General features: G+C 36.2%; 16 protein-coding genes and 2 pseudogenes. 13 read left to right on the top strand and 5 right to left on the bottom strand.

What is annotated here, in order from left to right:
- Window positions 1-60: 60 nt before the first annotated feature.
- Window positions 61-256 (top strand): annotated as a pseudogene (locus GZ63_RS17505) (IS5/IS1182 family transposase); the annotation flags it as partial.
- A gap of 90 nt (window positions 257-346) precedes the next feature.
- Here the strand turns inward: GZ63_RS17505 and GZ63_RS0112800 are convergent.
- On the bottom strand, window positions 347-904 hold the full coding sequence (locus GZ63_RS0112800; RefSeq protein ID WP_029270172.1) for a beta-class carbonic anhydrase: 558 nt from the start codon (window positions 902-904) through the stop codon (window positions 347-349).
- A gap of 447 nt (window positions 905-1,351) precedes the next feature.
- On the opposite strand from GZ63_RS0112800, the gene GZ63_RS0112795 reads away from it, so the two are divergent.
- The 3 genes from GZ63_RS0112795 (at window position 1,352) to GZ63_RS0112780 (ending at window position 3,949) form a co-directional block, all read left to right on the top strand.
- On the top strand, window positions 1,352-2,185 hold the full coding sequence (locus tag GZ63_RS0112795) for a S1C family serine protease (RefSeq protein WP_029270170.1): 834 nt from the start codon (window positions 1,352-1,354) through the stop codon (window positions 2,183-2,185).
- Between the two features lie 261 nt (window positions 2,186-2,446).
- A complete protein-coding gene (gene sigI / locus GZ63_RS0112785) occupies window positions 2,447-3,166 on the top strand; it encodes an RNA polymerase sigma-I factor (protein WP_029270168.1) in 720 nt (239 codons plus the stop codon).
- A complete protein-coding gene (locus tag GZ63_RS0112780; protein ID WP_029270166.1) occupies window positions 3,167-3,949 on the top strand; it encodes an anti-sigma factor domain-containing protein in 783 nt (260 codons plus the stop codon).
- A gap of 84 nt (window positions 3,950-4,033) precedes the next feature.
- Here the strand turns inward: GZ63_RS0112780 and GZ63_RS0112775 are convergent, their stop codons facing one another.
- Window positions 4,034-4,270, bottom strand: a complete 237-nt coding sequence (locus GZ63_RS0112775) for a YhdB family protein (RefSeq protein WP_029270164.1) — start codon at window positions 4,268-4,270, stop codon at window positions 4,034-4,036.
- Between the two features lie 168 nt (window positions 4,271-4,438).
- Here GZ63_RS0112775 and GZ63_RS0112770 point away from each other — a divergent pair, with 168 nt between their 5' ends.
- The 5 genes and pseudogenes from GZ63_RS0112770 (at window position 4,439) to map (ending at window position 8,724) form a co-directional block, all read left to right on the top strand.
- Window positions 4,439-5,140: a YhcN/YlaJ family sporulation lipoprotein gene (locus GZ63_RS0112770; RefSeq protein WP_029270162.1), complete on the top strand. Its 702-nt coding sequence runs from the start codon at window positions 4,439-4,441 to the stop codon at window positions 5,138-5,140.
- Between the two features lie 86 nt (window positions 5,141-5,226).
- A complete protein-coding gene (locus tag GZ63_RS0112765; protein WP_029270160.1) occupies window positions 5,227-6,597 on the top strand; it encodes a dipeptidase in 1,371 nt (456 codons plus the stop codon).
- A 187-nt stretch (window positions 6,598-6,784) separates the two neighbouring features.
- The gene (locus tag GZ63_RS0112760; protein WP_029270158.1) at window positions 6,785-7,543 is read left to right on the top strand and encodes a (S)-benzoin forming benzil reductase; all 759 of its coding nucleotides are present in this window, start codon (window positions 6,785-6,787) and stop codon (window positions 7,541-7,543) included.
- A gap of 82 nt (window positions 7,544-7,625) precedes the next feature.
- Window positions 7,626-7,721: pseudogene (locus GZ63_RS17500) on the top strand (YjcZ family sporulation protein); the annotation flags it as partial.
- Window positions 7,722-7,971: 250 nt separating this feature from the next.
- Window positions 7,972-8,724, top strand: coding sequence for a type I methionyl aminopeptidase (gene map, locus GZ63_RS0112750; protein WP_029270156.1), 753 nt, complete (start codon window positions 7,972-7,974; stop codon window positions 8,722-8,724).
- 88 nt (window positions 8,725-8,812) lie between these two features.
- On the opposite strand, the gene GZ63_RS0112745 is transcribed toward map, so the two are convergent.
- The 3 genes from GZ63_RS0112745 to GZ63_RS0112735 all read right to left on the bottom strand — a co-directional run bounded on the left by GZ63_RS0112745 (window position 8,813) and on the right by GZ63_RS0112735 (window position 11,808).
- Window positions 8,813-10,027 (bottom strand): MFS transporter, encoded by a 1,215-nt coding sequence (locus GZ63_RS0112745; protein WP_029270154.1) that lies wholly within the window; start codon window positions 10,025-10,027, stop codon window positions 8,813-8,815.
- A gap of 90 nt (window positions 10,028-10,117) precedes the next feature.
- Window positions 10,118-10,654, bottom strand: coding sequence for a transcription repressor NadR (locus GZ63_RS0112740; RefSeq protein WP_029270152.1), 537 nt, complete (start codon window positions 10,652-10,654; stop codon window positions 10,118-10,120).
- A complete protein-coding gene (locus GZ63_RS0112735) occupies window positions 10,651-11,808 on the bottom strand; it encodes an IscS subfamily cysteine desulfurase (RefSeq protein WP_029270149.1) in 1,158 nt (385 codons plus the stop codon). The genes GZ63_RS0112740 and GZ63_RS0112735 overlap by 4 nt, the downstream gene beginning before the upstream one ends.
- Before the next feature lie 150 nt (window positions 11,809-11,958).
- On the opposite strand from GZ63_RS0112735, the gene nadB reads away from it, so the two are divergent.
- The 4 genes from nadB to GZ63_RS0112715 all read left to right on the top strand — a co-directional run.
- Window positions 11,959-13,527 carry an L-aspartate oxidase gene (gene nadB, locus GZ63_RS0112730; protein WP_029270147.1) on the top strand — a complete coding sequence of 523 codons (1,569 nt, stop codon included), beginning with the start codon at window positions 11,959-11,961 and terminating at the stop codon, window positions 13,525-13,527.
- Between the two features lies 1 nt (window position 13,528).
- The gene (nadC, locus tag GZ63_RS0112725; protein WP_029270146.1) at window positions 13,529-14,374 is read left to right on the top strand and encodes a carboxylating nicotinate-nucleotide diphosphorylase; all 846 of its coding nucleotides are present in this window, start codon (window positions 13,529-13,531) and stop codon (window positions 14,372-14,374) included.
- Entirely contained in the window at window positions 14,371-15,480 is a 1,110-nt protein-coding gene (nadA, locus tag GZ63_RS0112720) for a quinolinate synthase NadA (protein ID WP_029270144.1), read from the top strand. Before nadC ends, nadA begins: the two co-directional genes overlap by 4 nt.
- Before the next feature lie 264 nt (window positions 15,481-15,744).
- On the top strand, window positions 15,745-17,126 hold a 1,382-nt coding region (locus GZ63_RS0112715; protein WP_029270142.1), incomplete at its 3' end, for a BCCT family transporter.

Below are 17,126 nucleotides of genomic sequence, written 5' to 3'. Positions count from 1 at the left end.
ACAGAAATACGAAAATGACATGAAAATCCTCGGAAAACGCAACAGTTATTTGAAGACAGAAAAGCAAAAGAAGGAAACAACCGGAAAATTTATTATAACGAAAAATGGGAGCAGCAAAAAGAATATATTAGAAAGAAGCTTTCAGAAGGCTAATTTGCGCTTCACGCGTTTGTCGGTGAGGGGCAAAGAGAAGGTGGGAAATGAATTAGGGTTTGCGTTCAAGGCGGTAAACTTGAAAAAGTGCATCGCCATGAACAGAAATCAGGCAAAAGATCACGAAAGTAATCCTGAGAAAAATGGGTTCGATCATCAAAGACCGAACCCATTTTTACTTATTCTTGGCTTTTTAATTATCTTCTGTAACAACGTCTACTTTACCGGTTCCTGGGTCGATCACAAGTCCATGTACTTTTACTTCTTCCGGCAGAAGGGGATGATTACGGATAATGCCTACACTTTGTTCAACAGACTGCTCGACCGTTTCAAAACCATGGAATTCTTCTTCGAAATCGATACCTGCATGCTCTAATGTGGATAAGGCTTCATCCGATATTCCTCTGTCTGACATAGTATCCATTAATTGGTCTGTGTTTACATGTGACATGCCACAGTCATGATGCCCGATAACTATTACTTCCTCTGCCTTTAAGCTATAAACGGCAACAAGTATACTTTTCATTATACTGTCAAATGGTTTTCGGATAATAGCTCCTGCATTTTTCAGCATCTTCACATCCCCATTTTGGATGTTTAAAGAACGTGGCAGTAGTTCTACTAAGCGTGATTCCATACAAGTAAAGATAACCATCCGTTTATTTGGAAAACTATCTGTTTTATATTGTTCATATTTTTTGTCTGCTACGAATTCTTTGTTATATTTTAGCATTTCTTCCAGATACTTAATAATGGGAAACATCTCCTTAAAATTTTGCCTTTATTATAATAATATAGCAGAAATTTAGATAAATTCGTATAGTTATTGCAAAAAAATATAAATTTATAGCATATACTATTTCAGAAAATTCATAATTAAACTTGTCTACTTTTGACGATTCGTGCTATAATAAGCGTATAATAACTAAATGGGTTTACATATAAAACGAATTGTTCGAAATTTCCGGCTGTGCACTAAACCAATGAAGCAAGTCCGTTTTTGCTATGAAACATCCCAGAGTTTTCATAAACACTTCCAGCGAAACGAATGTAGTCAATGAAACATAGAGCGCTTGGTACATTTATTTAGGCTTAAAACAAAAAGTAAACTAGAGTTAAAAAGTATATAACTTATCCACTTTCAAGAGAATAGCTCGATTCTCTTTTTTTTCATGTTTTTAAATTGACGAGGTGACGTATGGGTTCGAATGACGAACATAAAAATGACATCATAGATGAAGATCTATTTGAAGAATTAGATGCTGACGAGATGGAGGAACTATTGCAAGTCGAAAGAGAAAAAGCATTAGATAGAGAAAAGAAAGGAAAACCACCCAAGTCAAAACGTCCATTTCCAAAATGGGCGTTTTGGTTTATTGCTATTGCGATGGTGTTTAATATCGTAGCTCTTTTGCCTCAAACATTTTCGGTTCCTGCGATTGATTTTTTAACGACTTCTGCAAAGTTGTCTCAACAAAAAATGGTTCAAGTGTATAAAAAGGCAGTAGTTGTTATAGAAACTGAAGATGCCAGAGGTACTGGTTTCTCCATTACAGATGATGGAAAGATATTAACAAATCATCATGTTGTTGAGGGAGATGCCAGTGTCACTGTGGCTTTTCCTGAGAAGGGTCTTTTTACGGCTGAAGTTGTTGAGACGTACCCAAATATTGATTTGGCAGTTCTTCAAATAGATAGAGAAAACGGGGAAAAACTCCCCTTTTTAGATTTGGCCGAAAATCCTTCATTTCACTCCAACGAGATCATAAAGTTTATTGGTAATCCATTAAACTTTCAAGGGATCGCTAATGAAGGTGAAATTATTGATGATGTGAAATTGAATAATTGGACCGAAGAAGTTGTTATGATAAAAGCTCCGGTCTATCGTGGCAACAGCGGCAGTCCGGTTATTAATGAAAACGAAAAAGTGATCGGAGTTGTATTTGGTACTTTAGATCATGACGAATATGGGAAGGTAGGAATGTTTGTTCCGATTGATTACTATTACAGGTATCAAAAGTTCAATAAATAAACTGTTGTTCCACTTTTTTTACAGTAACCTGGTAAATAAGTTACTGATATTTAAAGGAAATGTAACTATTTTGAGATAGCTTCACATAGTTCATTAGGGTACTATTAAGCATGTTGAAGCATTTTGAAATAACTAAAAAAGATGGTGGAATCATCATGTTAAAGAAAAGGAACCGCGTATGTTTTAAATATATAAATAATGGTACACCCAAAAAAGATAAACCTAAAACGAAATTTATAGCGACTGGGGGTGCTCTAAGTTATGGATGAGTTTAATAATATGCCCCTGGATGAGATGATAAAATTAGTTCAAGAAGGGAATGATGAAGCCCAGAATTATTTGTTGAAAATGTATCAGCCATTTATTGCTAAATGCGTTTCAGAAGTTTGCAAACGTTATATCGACCCTGAGCAGGATGATGAATTTAGCATTGGCTTGTCAGCGTTTAATGATGCTTTATTAAGCTTTTCCGCTGAAAGGGGAAGCTCTTTCTTCTCTTTTGCAAAGCTTGTTGTTAAACGAAGAGTGATCGACTATATTCGTTATATCAAAAAAGCCCCTGTTGCGGCATCTTTGGATGAAACGTACGATGTGGAGCAAATGGAAAATCCGCTGGAAGTAGCAGCAGCGAAAGAAGCTTATATTCAGGAACAGGATGCATGGCATCGGAAAGAAGAAATAAAGGATTACAAAGAAAAGTTAGCTACGTATAAATTATCTTTACTTGAACTCACGGAAGTTTCACCCAAACACCAAGATGCCAGGGAATCTGCTGTAGAAGTAGCAAAAATTCTTTTTCATGATAAAGCATTAAGAGAATATGTACGAGCTAAAAAAAGACTGCCAATAAAGGATCTAATCCAAAAGGTAAATGTGAGTAAGAAAACATTAGAGAGGAACCGAAAGTTTATTTTAGCAATGTTTATTGTACTTAACGAAGACTATGTTTATCTTAAGGATTATTTAAGGGGGGGTGGGTAAGTGAAGAAAGGCATTGTGATGGAAAAGCACAGTCGTTATATTATTATTATGACAAAGGAAGGTATTTTTAAAAAAGCAGCATCTGTGGAGAACGTTGAAATAGGTGATGAAGTATATTTTAAACCCATCGCATCCGAGAAATCATTCTTTTTATATTTTAAAAAACAGGTAAAATCACCCGTTCGTATTGTTGCGATGGTTTGCATGCTGTTACTTGTTGTAATGCCCCTTTATTTTATTATGGGAAAAAATAAAACATATGCCTATATTAATTTAGAAATTAATCCTAGTGTCGAATTAATAATTGATGAATCATTACATGTCCATCGTATTACACCTTTAAACGATGATGCAGATCAACTTGTGAAAAAATTAACAAATTATAAAAACAAATATTTAGAAAAAGTAATTGCAAAGATTATGATGCATAGTGAGGAAGCAGGACTAGTTAAACATGGAAAAAATATGCTGATTGGTGTAAGCTTTGTGAATGAAGAGGCTCAAAATGGGGATTTAATTAAACGATTACAAAATCATTTATCCGATAAAGAATCTGGCTGGGGAATTGCTACATTCCAAGTGCCAAAAAAAATTAGGGAAAAAGCACAGAAGAATAATCAAACAATGAACGAAACAATGGCATTAGAAATAGATGAAAAGAATATGGTGAAAAATAATTTCAACGAAGAAGACAAAGAAATGATTCAATCCTTTTATCAATTTAATGAAGAAAAACAAATACAAGAGCCTCAAACAGAGCCAGTAAAAGATAATAATTTGTGAAGCCAATAAAAGCAAAGTAAAGAATGTCAAAAGAAAAGGCCCTTTAAAAAGATGCACCATCCATGAGAATGGTGCATCGTGTAATCATACTTCCATTACTGCAGCAGGTACTGATTTCATTGCATGTTCCAAATAATACAGAAGGTCATCGTGGGATTCCAATATAGACTTTTGATCTGGAGCATAATGGTAAGCATGTAAAAAAAGTTCTATTTTTTTAGAAAGCATATCATCTTTAGTCCGAACCATCAATACAAGCAAATCATCCCATTGTCCCCAAAGTGTATAATATAAAGCTTTGTCGTAATCAGGAATGTCCATCAATATCCCTCCTTAATTAAAGGGTTATTTGTAGGGTTTCCTATTTCTCTATATATTGTCTGATACAATATTGGTGTAATTACCAAAAAGACACAATGATAAAAAGCGTAAATAAAAACTCCTTTCTGTTACATACTAAAACCAAACAGAAAAGGAGGATTAAAAAACATGAAATTTAAAGTAGCAAGTGTAGCCTTAGCAACAACGTTAGCACTTGTTGGTTGTGGTACAGCAAATGATGATGCCAATAGGGACAATGGTGCAACAAATAATGATGCTGACAATAATGTAGAACAAACTCGCTACAATGACCGTGCGGATAACAATACACGTAATGTACGTGATAATGATAACCGAAATGATCGGGTAAATGACGCACAAGATAGGAATAGAGATAATGATCGCAGATACAATGTGTCAAAGCAAGCAGCAGACAAGATTACAGATAAGGTAGATGAGATTGATCGCGCATATGTATTAACAACTGACAACAATGCATATGTTGGTGCGGTTTTAAACAATGATGATAATGACAATAACAACAATCATAATGACCGAAACAATGACGGAGTAACAAATAATGATGGTATAAATAATACAGGCGATTTAAACAGAAAAAATAATAATACACGAAACAATGATAATGAAAACAATGATAATGATGTTACGGATGAAGTCAAGCAACAAATCACCGACGTAGTAAAATCTGTTGATAATGATATTGACAATGTTTATGTTACTACAAACCCGGATTTTATTGATTTAACGAATGATTATGCCAATGAAGCCAGGAATGGTAACCCAATTGGCGGATTCTTTGACCAATTTGGAGACATGATTGAACGTGTATTCCCACAAGGAAATAGATAAAATAAAACGAGCGACTCGAAAGAGCGCTCGTTTTTCAATTTTCGGCAAGTAATATGCTAAAATAGAGGTGGATAGGAGGAATTTTTATGACAAGGGATGTATTAAATTATTTAAATGATCATAATGAAGATTTAATGAAAAAATGGAATGATTTTTTATCTATACCGAGTGTTAGCACAGACAGTACACATAAACAGAATATTCTAGAAGCAGCAGAATTTTTAAAGAGTTATTTATCTGAACTGGGATTTGAGAACGTTACACAGATGGAAACCCCTGGTCATCCACTTATTTATGCAGAGTATACTCAAGCAGGAACTGAAGCACCTACCGTGTTGTTTTATGGTCACTATGATGTACAGCCAGTTGATCCAATAGATCAATGGAAGAGTGACCCATTTAAGCCGGAAATTCGTGATGGGCGTTTGTACGCTCGTGGCTCAAGTGACGATAAAGGCCAAGTATTTATGCACTTAGCAGTATTTGAAGCTTTTATAAAAACAGAAGGGAAGCTGCCAATAAACGTGAAGGTATGTATTGAAGGCGAAGAAGAAATTGGTAGTGAAAATTTATATGATATTTTACATACTAAAAAAGATTTATTCGCTGCAGACTTTGCTGTCATTTCCGACTCAGGCATGGTTGCTAAAAATCAGCCGACTATTTTATATGGACTAAAAGGCTTTACTGGTATTGAGATTACTGTAAAGGGACCAGACCACGACCTCCATTCTGGTATGTATGGAGGAGCCATTAAGAATCCAATTATGGCTTTAACGCAAATTTTAGCATCTATGAAAAACAAAGATGAAGTAATTACAGTTGAAGGATTTTATGACGATGTGGAACCATTGTCTGATGAAGAAAGAAAGTTGATTAAAAATGTGCAAGGTGAAGATTATCAAACGACAACTGGTGTAACAGAAACAGCATCTGAGACGGGATATACAGCAAAAGAACATACAATGGCGCGCCCGACCTTTGAGATTAATGGTATGTATGGTGGCTATCAGGGAGAAGGAACAAAAACAATTATCCCGTCGTCTGCAACTGCAAAAATCACTTGTCGTTTAGTACCAGGACAAGACCCTGAAAAAATACAGAATTTGTTAGAAAAGCATGTTTATCATCATGCACCAACAGGTGTTAAAGTAAATGTGAAAAAGGAAAAATTATCAGCCAAAGCGTACAAAGTGGAACCGGATCATCCACTCATTCAAAAAGCAGCAGCAAGCTATACAAAAGCATTTGGTAAAGAAACAGTCTATGTAAGAATGGGAGGTTCTATTCCGGTTGTAGAATGGATGGAAGCAATTTACGATATTCCAATTGTTTTATTAGGATTTGGAACGCCAGAAGACCGTATCCATTCCCCAAACGAAAGCTTTCCATTAGACAGCTTCAAAAAGGGAATGGAAACACTGGTGTATTATTGGGATAGCTTAAGGAAGAAATAAAAGTGTTATCTGGAGACTATTTATGTAAACAGAATTGAATCATTTGTGTGGTGAAAGGAAATTTTCAACTGGAATGGCATAAATAACAAAGTATACGAAAACAGCCATCCTGTTAAATCGTTTCAAAATTGTTATAATGATAGTAAATTAAAACAAAGCTTTTTTTAGGAGCATAGGAGGGGAGCAAATGAAATTTGCTGTTGTAACAGGGGTTTCAAAAGGATTGGGAGAATCAGTTGCTAAATTGTTTCTAGAAGCCGGAGTCAATGTTATTGGAATCTCCCGCACTAAAAATGACGCGTTATCACAAATAGCAGAACAGAATAATCAATTGTTTACACACTATACTTGTGATCTGGGAGATGTAGCAAGTATCGAAAAAGCGTTTAATGATATTAGTAAAACGCTTTATGCTAAAGAACCGTCATTTGTTTACCTAGTAAACAATGCTGCTGTAGTTGAACCAATTGACCAGGCAATGAATATTCAAGCAGAAGATTTAGCTTACCATGTACAGGTAAATACGGTGGCTCCAATGGTATTAACAAATTTATTTTTACAAAAATCACTTGAAAAAGATGTGCCTTTAATTAGCGTAATAATCACATCAGGTGCTGCTGAACGTCCTGTTTACGGATGGAGTGCCTACTGCAGTACAAAAGCAAGTATGAACATGTATACTAAAACTGTGTCATTAGAGCAGGATGAACTAAAGACAGGGAATAAAATTATCGCATTTAGCCCCGGGGTTATGGATACAGCCATGCAGGAGCAAATTCGTACGAGCAGTTATGATGAATTTATGGATGTTGAAAAGTTTAAAGATTATAAGAAAAATAATCATTTAAAGAACACAGAGACTGTTGGAGGCGTTCTGGTTGATATTCTTAGAGATGAAGCAACGGTGAAAAATGGAAATATTTATTACGTACGAGATTACTTATAAAAGGTCATCCGACAAACGCCCTACCTAAATGATTTCACGTTGCATAATGTATAGTGATCGAAATCAACGGGGAGGGAATAACATGAGCACAGGTCTAGGTGGCTACGGTGGAGGTTTTGCACTGATAGTCGTCCTGTTTATATTATTAATCATAGTTGGAACCTCATATACAGGTGGCGGTTATGGTTATGGCGGCGCTGGATTCGGCGGCTATTGTTAGTGGTTTAAAGGATACAGAGGGTTTTGTACTCTCTGTATTCTTCTTGTTGTAGTTGAAAGTATTATGTCTTATTTTGATTTGCGCATTGTTCGCATCATCGTTTATTTTATAGTAAACTGACTGTAGGTTATGGATGATGAGAACAGAAGGATATCATATAACATAAAATTAGATTGATTTTAACGATCAGCAGGAAGGAAGAAAAGAAATGATTACACGAAAAAGTAAACGAGAAATAGAACAAATGCAAGCTGCAGGTGATATACTTGTCCAGTGTCATAAAGAAATTGCTAAGATGATTAAACCGGGAATTACAACGATGGAAATTGAAGCATTTGTTGAAAGCTTTTTAGCTAAACACGGGGCTACGGCTGAGCAAAAAGGATATAATGGATATAAATATGCAACATGCGCTTCCATTAATGATGAAATTTGTCATGGATTTCCTCGTAACGAAAAGCTTGAAGACGGGGATATTGTCACAATTGATATGGTAGTGAATTTAAATGGAGGATTAGCAGATTCCGCTTGGTCGTATGCAGTTGGAAATGTTGATGAAAAAGGAAAGCGATTATTAGAAGTTACAAAAACGGCTTTGTATAAAGGAATTGAACAAGCACAGGCAGGAAAGCGCATTGGTGATATTGGACATGCAATTCAAACTTATGCAGAAGGTGAAGGATTTTCGGTTGTCCGTGATTTTACCGGCCATGGTATCGGACCTACTATTCATGAATCACCTTACATTCCACATTTTGGGGTACCAAATAAAGGTTTGCGATTAAAAGAAGGAATGGTTATTACAATTGAACCAATGATCAATGAGGGAGAGTGGCGAAGTAAGATGGATGCTAATAATTGGACAGCCAGAACTGTCGATAAAGGCCGTTCTGCCCAATACGAACATACAATTGCAATCACGAAAGACGGTCCTCTCATTATTACCGATCAAGATAAATAATCCAATCAGTTTGTCTGGCTATTCCTAGTATTGTACAAGCTAATAAAAAATAGCAGCTGGAGATGAATTTCCAGTTGCTATTTTTTAGTTATTCCGATAATGCCGGATTGTAATTTCTTTTTGGTTTTATGGAAATAAGAGCAAATCCAGAAGCAATTATACATATAGCAGCAGTAGTCAAAAAAAGTGTCTGATGGGAATATTTCATAATCATCGCAAATAGTGGCGGTCCTAGAGCAACACCAATAAAGCGCATACTGCTATAAATTGAACTGACTGTCCCTCTTTCCTCTTTTTTAACTCCACCTGTTATAAATGTATCTAGGCAAGGAAGGGCCATTCCTATACCTATTCCGCTAAAGATGAGACCTCCAACTAATAAATAAATGGATTCTGAAAAGCTAATGGCGAATATCGTACAAGTTAATAATAGGCATCCAGAAAATGTTACCCATTTCATAAGAAGTTTGTTTTCTCCAATTTTTTTACCTGTAATATAAGATGCTAGAGATAGAGTTAATAAAGGTATTGCAAGGATTAGACCTTTCAAAATACCTTCTATTTGATAATTTTCTTCCAGTATGGTGGATAAGTAAAATAATACACCAAATAAGACATACATCAAGATGCAGCCAATGATGAAAATAGCATAAAGCCATCTTCCTTTTTTAGCAAAAATTTCCTTAATATTTTTGAAAAATGTACGAAGTGGGACTGGTTCTTCTTGCTGTTTAGGAACCTTTAACAAGAAGAAAACAAGCACTAGGGATACCAGACAAAATACAGGAATAGCAAGAAGTGGTGTGTACCAAGTGATTAACGCTAAAGCTGCTCCAATGATTGGACTTAATACCTTTCCTACTGTGTTAGAGGTCTCAACTAGCCCTAATCCACTGCTGACTTTTCGATCTTCTTTAAACATATCTCCAATTAGCGGGAGTACAACTGGAAAAGTTCCCGAAGCTCCAATACCTTGTATAAACCTGCCTAATAAAATTAATAAATATGATTGTTCAAAAAGCATTGCAGCCAGGCCACTGATGAGTCCGCCAATAGCTGTAATGATCAGACTAGGAATGATCACTTTTTTTCTGCCGAATCGATCTGATAAATATCCAGCAAACGGAATAAGGATAATTGCAATCATTGAATATACGGTAATGATTAAGCTGGATTGGAATGCGGTGATTTTTAATTTATTTTCGATGACTGGAAGAATCGGTATTAGCATCGAATTCCCGAGTGTCATCACTAAAGGAACGGAAGCAATTGAAACTAAATCCAGTTTCTTTTTTTCTTCCATAGGTAAAAACCCCCCTTATTGTTGTACAGTTAGTATTTTCTAAAAAGGGGGTAAAATACCTAAAATGTTACAGAACTATCAGTTTTTCTTTTATTCACGAATTAAAATGCCGGCTTCGAATAATTTTTTACAGGCATCTTGAAGTTTTTCCGGTGTATCCGCTTCTACGGTATGAAGATGTGTACCGTTTGTAAGTGGCGCAAGATAGGGAGCATTTGTTTCTTCAATTTGCTTGATAAATTGATCTACTTCTTTTCGATTACTCACCATGATTGAAGCTGATAGGTCTCCATAAACGGGATGTTCAATTTTTATGTCTTTTACCGTAACACCATGATCAACGATAATGTTTAATTCTTCCCGAGTCTGCACCGGATGGTGATTACAAGCGATAACCATTTGGTTTTTCTTCTCATCCTTTTCATTTGCCATGTATAGATATCCTTGGCTTGTAGCGATGATGGGCTCTTTTTTTGCTTTTAATATAGAGATGTCTTGTACGATTACCTGTCTGCTGACATTTGCCTTTTCGGCAAATGAAGATCCTGTAATTGGTTGATTTGCTTCTTTTAATAATTTTAATATGAAGGTGCGTCTTGCTTCACCAGTAATCTTTTTTGCTTTCAATGTTTTGTTTCTCTCCTAACAAGAAGGGATTTTTCGATGATTGTATCAAAGATAGAGATAGTTTTTTGCATATCCTCCATTGTTGATTGTTTACCCAAAGACAAGCGAATAAATTCTTTTGCTTCTGTTTCCGATCTTCCTAAGGCTAGCATTGTTCGCGAAGGCGCTAGGTTGGCTATTTGACATGCGGTTCCTGTAGAGACAGCAACACCGTAACGATTACACTCAAGCATGGTGTATTGACCTTCCATTCCTTTTATTCTAAGACCAAGGATATGGGGCAAATAATCAGTTGACCAACCACTTTCAATATGGATGAACGTGGATCTTTTTCGCAGCTCGTTGACTAAATATAATTTTAATTTATTTAATCGCTTTTGCTCGATTTCCATATGATTACATACGGCTGCGGCTATGGTAATAAAAGCTGCAATACCAGGAAGGTTTTCTGTTCCTGGGCGAAATCCAGATTCATGTGTTGTACCAGGAATTTCTTGCTGCCAAGTTGTGTTTGGATTGATATAAGCAGATCCTACACCCTTAGGTCCATATATTTTATGGCTGGAGATGGATAAACTGTCAAGCTTTGCCTTTTGGATATTAATAGGTATTTTTCCAAATGTTTGGACACAATCACTGTGAAATAATATATCATAAGCTTCAAGTAAATCTCCAATCTCTTCAATTGGCTGAACGGCTCCTATTTCGCCATTTCCATGATGAATGGATACAAGGATCGTTGATTTTTTTATTGCATGTTTTAAATCTTTTATTTGAATTAGACCATCTTCATGAATTGGTAAAAAAGTAACCTCAAACCCTTCTTCCATCATTAATTGGAAAAAATTAAAAACAGATGAATGTTCCGCAGCAGTTGTAATAAGATGATTTCCTTTCCCTTGATGTGCATTAATAAGTGATTTTAATGCCAAAATATTTGCTTCCGAGCCCCCACTGGTAAAATAGATGCCGTTTTCTGAACCATTTAATAAGGAGGATAGTTCTCTGCGGCAAGACTGCAATAAATGTTGCGCTTTTGAACCTATATCGTGGAGACTGCTGGGATTTCCATAAAAAGACTGCGAAACTTTATTATAAACATGTAACGCTTCGTCAGAAGTTGGCGTTGTAGCAGCATAATCTAAGTAAATCATATAAGCACTCCTAGTTATTTTCGATAACGACTTTAAGCTTTTATCATTTAACGCTTGTTTTTAGTATAATAATATGTAAATATAGATGTCAAGACATATAGATATACATTAGATTTCATAAATTCACAGAAATTAAGAGGAGAACCTAAAATGAATAACCCTGACGTCATTATTATTGGCAGTGGAATTGCTGCATTAACAGCTGCTAATCAATTAAGCAAGGAAAAGAATGTGATTATTATCACAAAATCAGGTGTAAATCATAGTAATTCTTTTCATGCTCAAGGAGGAGTTGCTGCAGCAATTCGAAGCAATGACGATTGGCATTCCCATTATACAGACACGATTATTGCCGGATGCTTTCATAACGACGATAGTAATACAAGAACATTAGTACAAAAAGGCTCTGACTATGTGAAACAGTTAATAAGTGATGGAATGCCCTTTGATCAGAGAAAAGATGGTGATTTGTATTTTGGGATGGAAGGAGCCCATTCAAAAAGGAGAATTGTTCATGCTGGAGGTGATGCTACTGGTAAAGCAATCATAACATTTATGTTTCAACAGCTGAATGACAATGTGTCTATCATTGAATATGAAATGGTAATCGATCTGATTGTACATGATCATCGGTGCATTGGAGTTATTACCAAAAACGCCAATGATAAGCTCATAACCTACTATGCTCCGTCAACAATTATTGCTACAGGGGGATGTGGGCATGTATATGCCACTACATCAAATGATGCTACTGTAACAGGTGACGGTATTGCTATCGCGTATCGAGCAGGGGCTAAACTGGCTGATTTAGAATTTATACAATTTCATCCGACACTTTTATATAAAGACAACAAGGTACTAGGTCTCGTATCGGAAGCAGTACGAGGAGAAGGTGCATACTTAATCGATCGTCATGGAAATAGAGTGATGCAAGGTGTTCACGAACTAGAAGATTTGGCACCAAGAGATGTTGTCGCTAGAACAATATTTCATAAACAGAATAAGGGAGAACAAGTCTTTTTGAATATAGCCAATGTAAAATCTTTTGCTTCCCGCTTTCCGACAATACATCATTTATGCAATGAACATGGAATTGATGTAAATAAAAGCATTCTTCCTGTTACTCCTGGCGCACATTTTATGATGGGTGGAATAGAAGCAAATTACCATGGCCAAACGTCAATGGAAGGGTTATATGCACTCGGTGAAGCAGCATGTACAGGAGTGCATGGAGCCAACCGGCTGGCAAGCAATTCTTTATTAGAGGGTATTGTATTTGGACATCTAGCTTCAAATGATATACTAAATAATTCTATTAAAGATAGGCTTGTCCCTTCTGGTGATCTTGAAAAAGCGTGTAAACAGGGGGAAGGGAAGTTAATAAATCACACCGTACTTCCTCAGAAGAAAGAGTTAAAAGATAAAATGATGAAATATGTGGGTGTTATCCGTAATGCAAAGAATTTACAAAAAATGAAAGCGTGGTTGGAAAAATATGACTTCTTCAATCAAACTCTATACGAGCTGTCTAAAAATGAAGTTGAAATTGTAAATATGTTAACTACTGCATGGTTAATAACGACATCTGCGTTGGAACGCCCGGAAAGTCGAGGAGGTCATCATCGTTCGGATTATCCAGTACAAGTGGAGCAATGGTGTAAACAGCGCATTACCCGTCACATAGATGAGCATAATTTTAAGAGTAAAGGGGCTTTATAACATGAATCTAATCAAACTACGTACCCTTCTCCACGCTTTTTTTGAAGAGGATATGGGTGATCGAGATATAACAAGTCAGGCAATTTTTCCAATTACTGAATGTGGGAAAGGTGTATTTATCAGCAAAGAAGAAGGTATTATTTCGGGGTTGGATGTAATTAAGGAAGGGTATTATTTATTTGATCCTGCTATTGAAGTGAAAACGTTTTATCAAGATGGGGATCGTGTTTATGAAGGAGATGTTATTGCTGAAGTAACAGGTCCAATCACTTATTTATTGACTGGGGAACGTGTGATTTTAAATTTGCTTCAAAGAATGAGCGGTATTTCTACAATAACCAATAAAAGTGTCCAAACATTAAATGATAAGCATACGAAAATATGTGATACGAGAAAAACATCACCAGGGTTAAGGATGCTAGAAAAGTATGCAGTAACTGTTGGTGGCGGCAGAAATCACCGGTTCGGATTATATGACGGTGTGATGATAAAAGACAATCATATTTCTTTTTGCGGATCGATTACCGAAGCTGTTCAAAGGGTGAGAGAAAATATTGGTCATATGGTAAATGTCGAGGTCGAGACAGAAACAAAAGAACAAGTTATCGAAGCAGTGGAAGCGAAGGCAGATGTGATTATGTTTGATAATTGCAGTCCAAAACAAGTAAAAGAATTAGTATCCTATGTTCCAGATTTGGTCGTAACCGAAATTTCTGGCGGGATTACATTAGGCAATTTAGCTAAATACCGGAACTTAGGTGCCGATTATATTTCGCTTGGATATATTACGCATTCCGTAAAAGCGTTGGATATTAGCTTAACCGTATGTGAGGAGGAGATAAAATGAGTTTATTAGATTTGATTCAAAATGAGGATAGTCAAACACTTCCGGAAAAATACAAAAAGCTTTCGATACCTGAAATGGAAGAACGTGTCCGCACAATAAAAGACAAATTTGGATCTAAATTATTTATTCCAGGTCACCATTATCAAAAAGATGAAGTCATTCAGTTTGCTGATGTAACTGGTGACTCTTTAAAGCTCGCCCAAGTATCTGCCAAGAATAAAGAGGCGGAGTATATTGTGTTTTGTGGCGTCCACTTTATGGCTGAGACAGCAGATATTTTGACTGGGAATGAGCAAAAAGTCATTCTACCGGATATGCGTGCGGGGTGTTCTATGGCTGATATGGCTGATATTAATCAGACGGAGCGCGGATGGAAAGTCATGCAGGAAAATTTTGGTGATACTATTTTGCCTTTAACTTACGTGAATTCTACTGCAGCGATCAAGTCATTTGTTGGACAAAATGGTGGTGCAACCGTAACATCCTCCAATGCAAGGAAGATGCTTGAGTGGGCCTTTACACAGAAGGAGCGAATTCTGTTTTTACCAGATCAGCACTTAGGCAGAAACACAGCATACGATCTAGGTGTTCCATTAGATAAAATGGCGATTTGGAATCCGATTACGGATACGTTTGAATATGATGGGGATCCCGAAGCTGTGAAAGTGATCTTATGGAAGGGGCATTGTTCTGTACATGAAAACTTTACAGTAAATAATATTGAACAGGTAAGAAAATCAAAATCGGATGTAAACATTATCGTACATCCAGAATGCAGCAGAGAAGTTGTTGCATTATCCGACTACTGTGGTTCTACAAAATATATTATTGAAACAATCTCGAAGGCTCAAGCTGGAACAAAGTGGGCTGTCGGTACAGAAATGAATCTTGTTAATCGATTGACAAACCAACATGCAGATAAAGAAGTTTTTTCACTTAACCCTCACATGTGTCCTTGCTTAACGATGAATCGAATTGATTTGCCGCATTTATTATGGACATTAGAAACATTAAATGAAGGTGAGATTAATAATCAAATTATAGTAGAAAAGTCCGTTTCAAAGAACGCAATGATTGCACTGGAACGAATGCTGCAGAGAGCCTAGTTATCATGTTGGATATAAAAGAGGAGCTGACCATTTGGGTTAGACTTCTTTTGTATATCCAATGTTATCATTCTAAAGTGGGATTTTATTTTTATCGTGATAGTGTTAATATAGTGAATGTTTGGTTATTCTATTTAGTACATAAAAGAATAGGTTGATGCCTAACGAAAATTAAGAAATAAGCAAGGAGGAGTTTTACATAAGTGATTTTGTGGTATACATATAGGTCGATACATACTATAAAAATATTTGAAAGGATAATTTATGAAAAAACATACGTATAAAAATCCCGTTTTTTTTGTATCTGCATTCGTTGTTTCGTTACTAGTAATCATTGGAGCTATTATGCCAGGTAAATTTGGGGAAGTTAGTGAAAAGCTCTTTAGTTTTACAACCACTAACTTTGGTTGGTTTTATCTGCTGTCTATTTTTATCTTTATTATATTTTTAATTACTTTATCAATTGGTAAATATGGTAAAGTCCGTTTGGGACCTTCGCACTCCAGACCGGAATATCCTTTTTTTACTTGGATTGGCATGTTGTTTTCAGCAGGGTTTGGAGCAGGCTTAGTGTTCTGGGGTGTTGCAGAACCAATGAGCCATTTTTTCGAAACACCGTTCCCCGGTCTAGAAGCGCAAACGGAAGAAGCAGCCCGTATTGCAATGGGATATGCCTTTTTCCATTGGGGAATCAGTCAGTGGTCTGTTTTTGCGGTTGTAGGTTTAATAATTGCTTATCTACAATTTAAAAAAGGCAAGGGCGGGTTAATTTCAACATCCATTGAGCCCGTGATAGGTAAAAACAAAACAATAGGAAAGACCATTGATACTCTAGCAGTAATTGCGACTGTAATGGGAGTGGCGACATCTCTTGGTCTTGGTATTCTCCAGATGAATGGGGGATTGAAAACTGTCTTTGATGTACCAAATTCTATCTGGATTCAAATGACTATTGCTGCAATCATGCTGTTCACCTATTTGATATCATCTAGTACAGGGTTAAATAAAGGAATCAAATGGCTTAGTAATGTAAACTTGGGTTTGTGTCTTTTATTACTGGCATTTGTATTTTTTGCTGGGCCAACTGTATTTATATTAAATACTTTCGTATTAGGTTTAGGTGATTATTTAACTAATTTTGTTCAATATAGTTTACGTCTCACTCCGTACCAGGGAGGTACATGGGTGCGGGACTGGACGATATTTTACTGGGCATGGACGATTGCCTGGTCCCCATTTGTAGGTGCGTTTGTAGCCCGTGTGTCAAGAGGAAGAACCATACGTGAATTTGTATTTGGTGTATTAATTGTTCCTCCTGCAATAGCCTGCTTGTGGATAGCAACTTTTGGCGGAACTGCTTTATTTAGTGACTTAAACGAAGGTACTGCAATTGCTGAAGCGGTAAATGCAGATCTCGCAGTTGCATTATTTGAGACATTTGGGAACCTTCCGCTTACAAATATATTATCTATTTTATCGCTTATCCTTATTTTTACATTTTTAGTTACATCAGCAGATTCAGCAACATATATATTAGGGAGTATGACGTCAAGAGGTAGCTTAAATCCGAATCTGCTCGTAAAAATGATATGGGGTGTCTTAATAACTGCAATTGCTGTAGTGTTATTACTAGCAGGTGGTTTAGG

This window comes from Virgibacillus alimentarius (genome assembly GCF_000709085.1).
In the GTDB taxonomy this organism is placed as follows: domain Bacteria; phylum Bacillota; class Bacilli; order Bacillales; family Amphibacillaceae; genus Virgibacillus_B; species Virgibacillus_B alimentarius.
The sequence above is the reverse complement of the archived record's forward strand: the minus strand, read 5'-3'. Positions and strand labels throughout refer to the sequence as shown.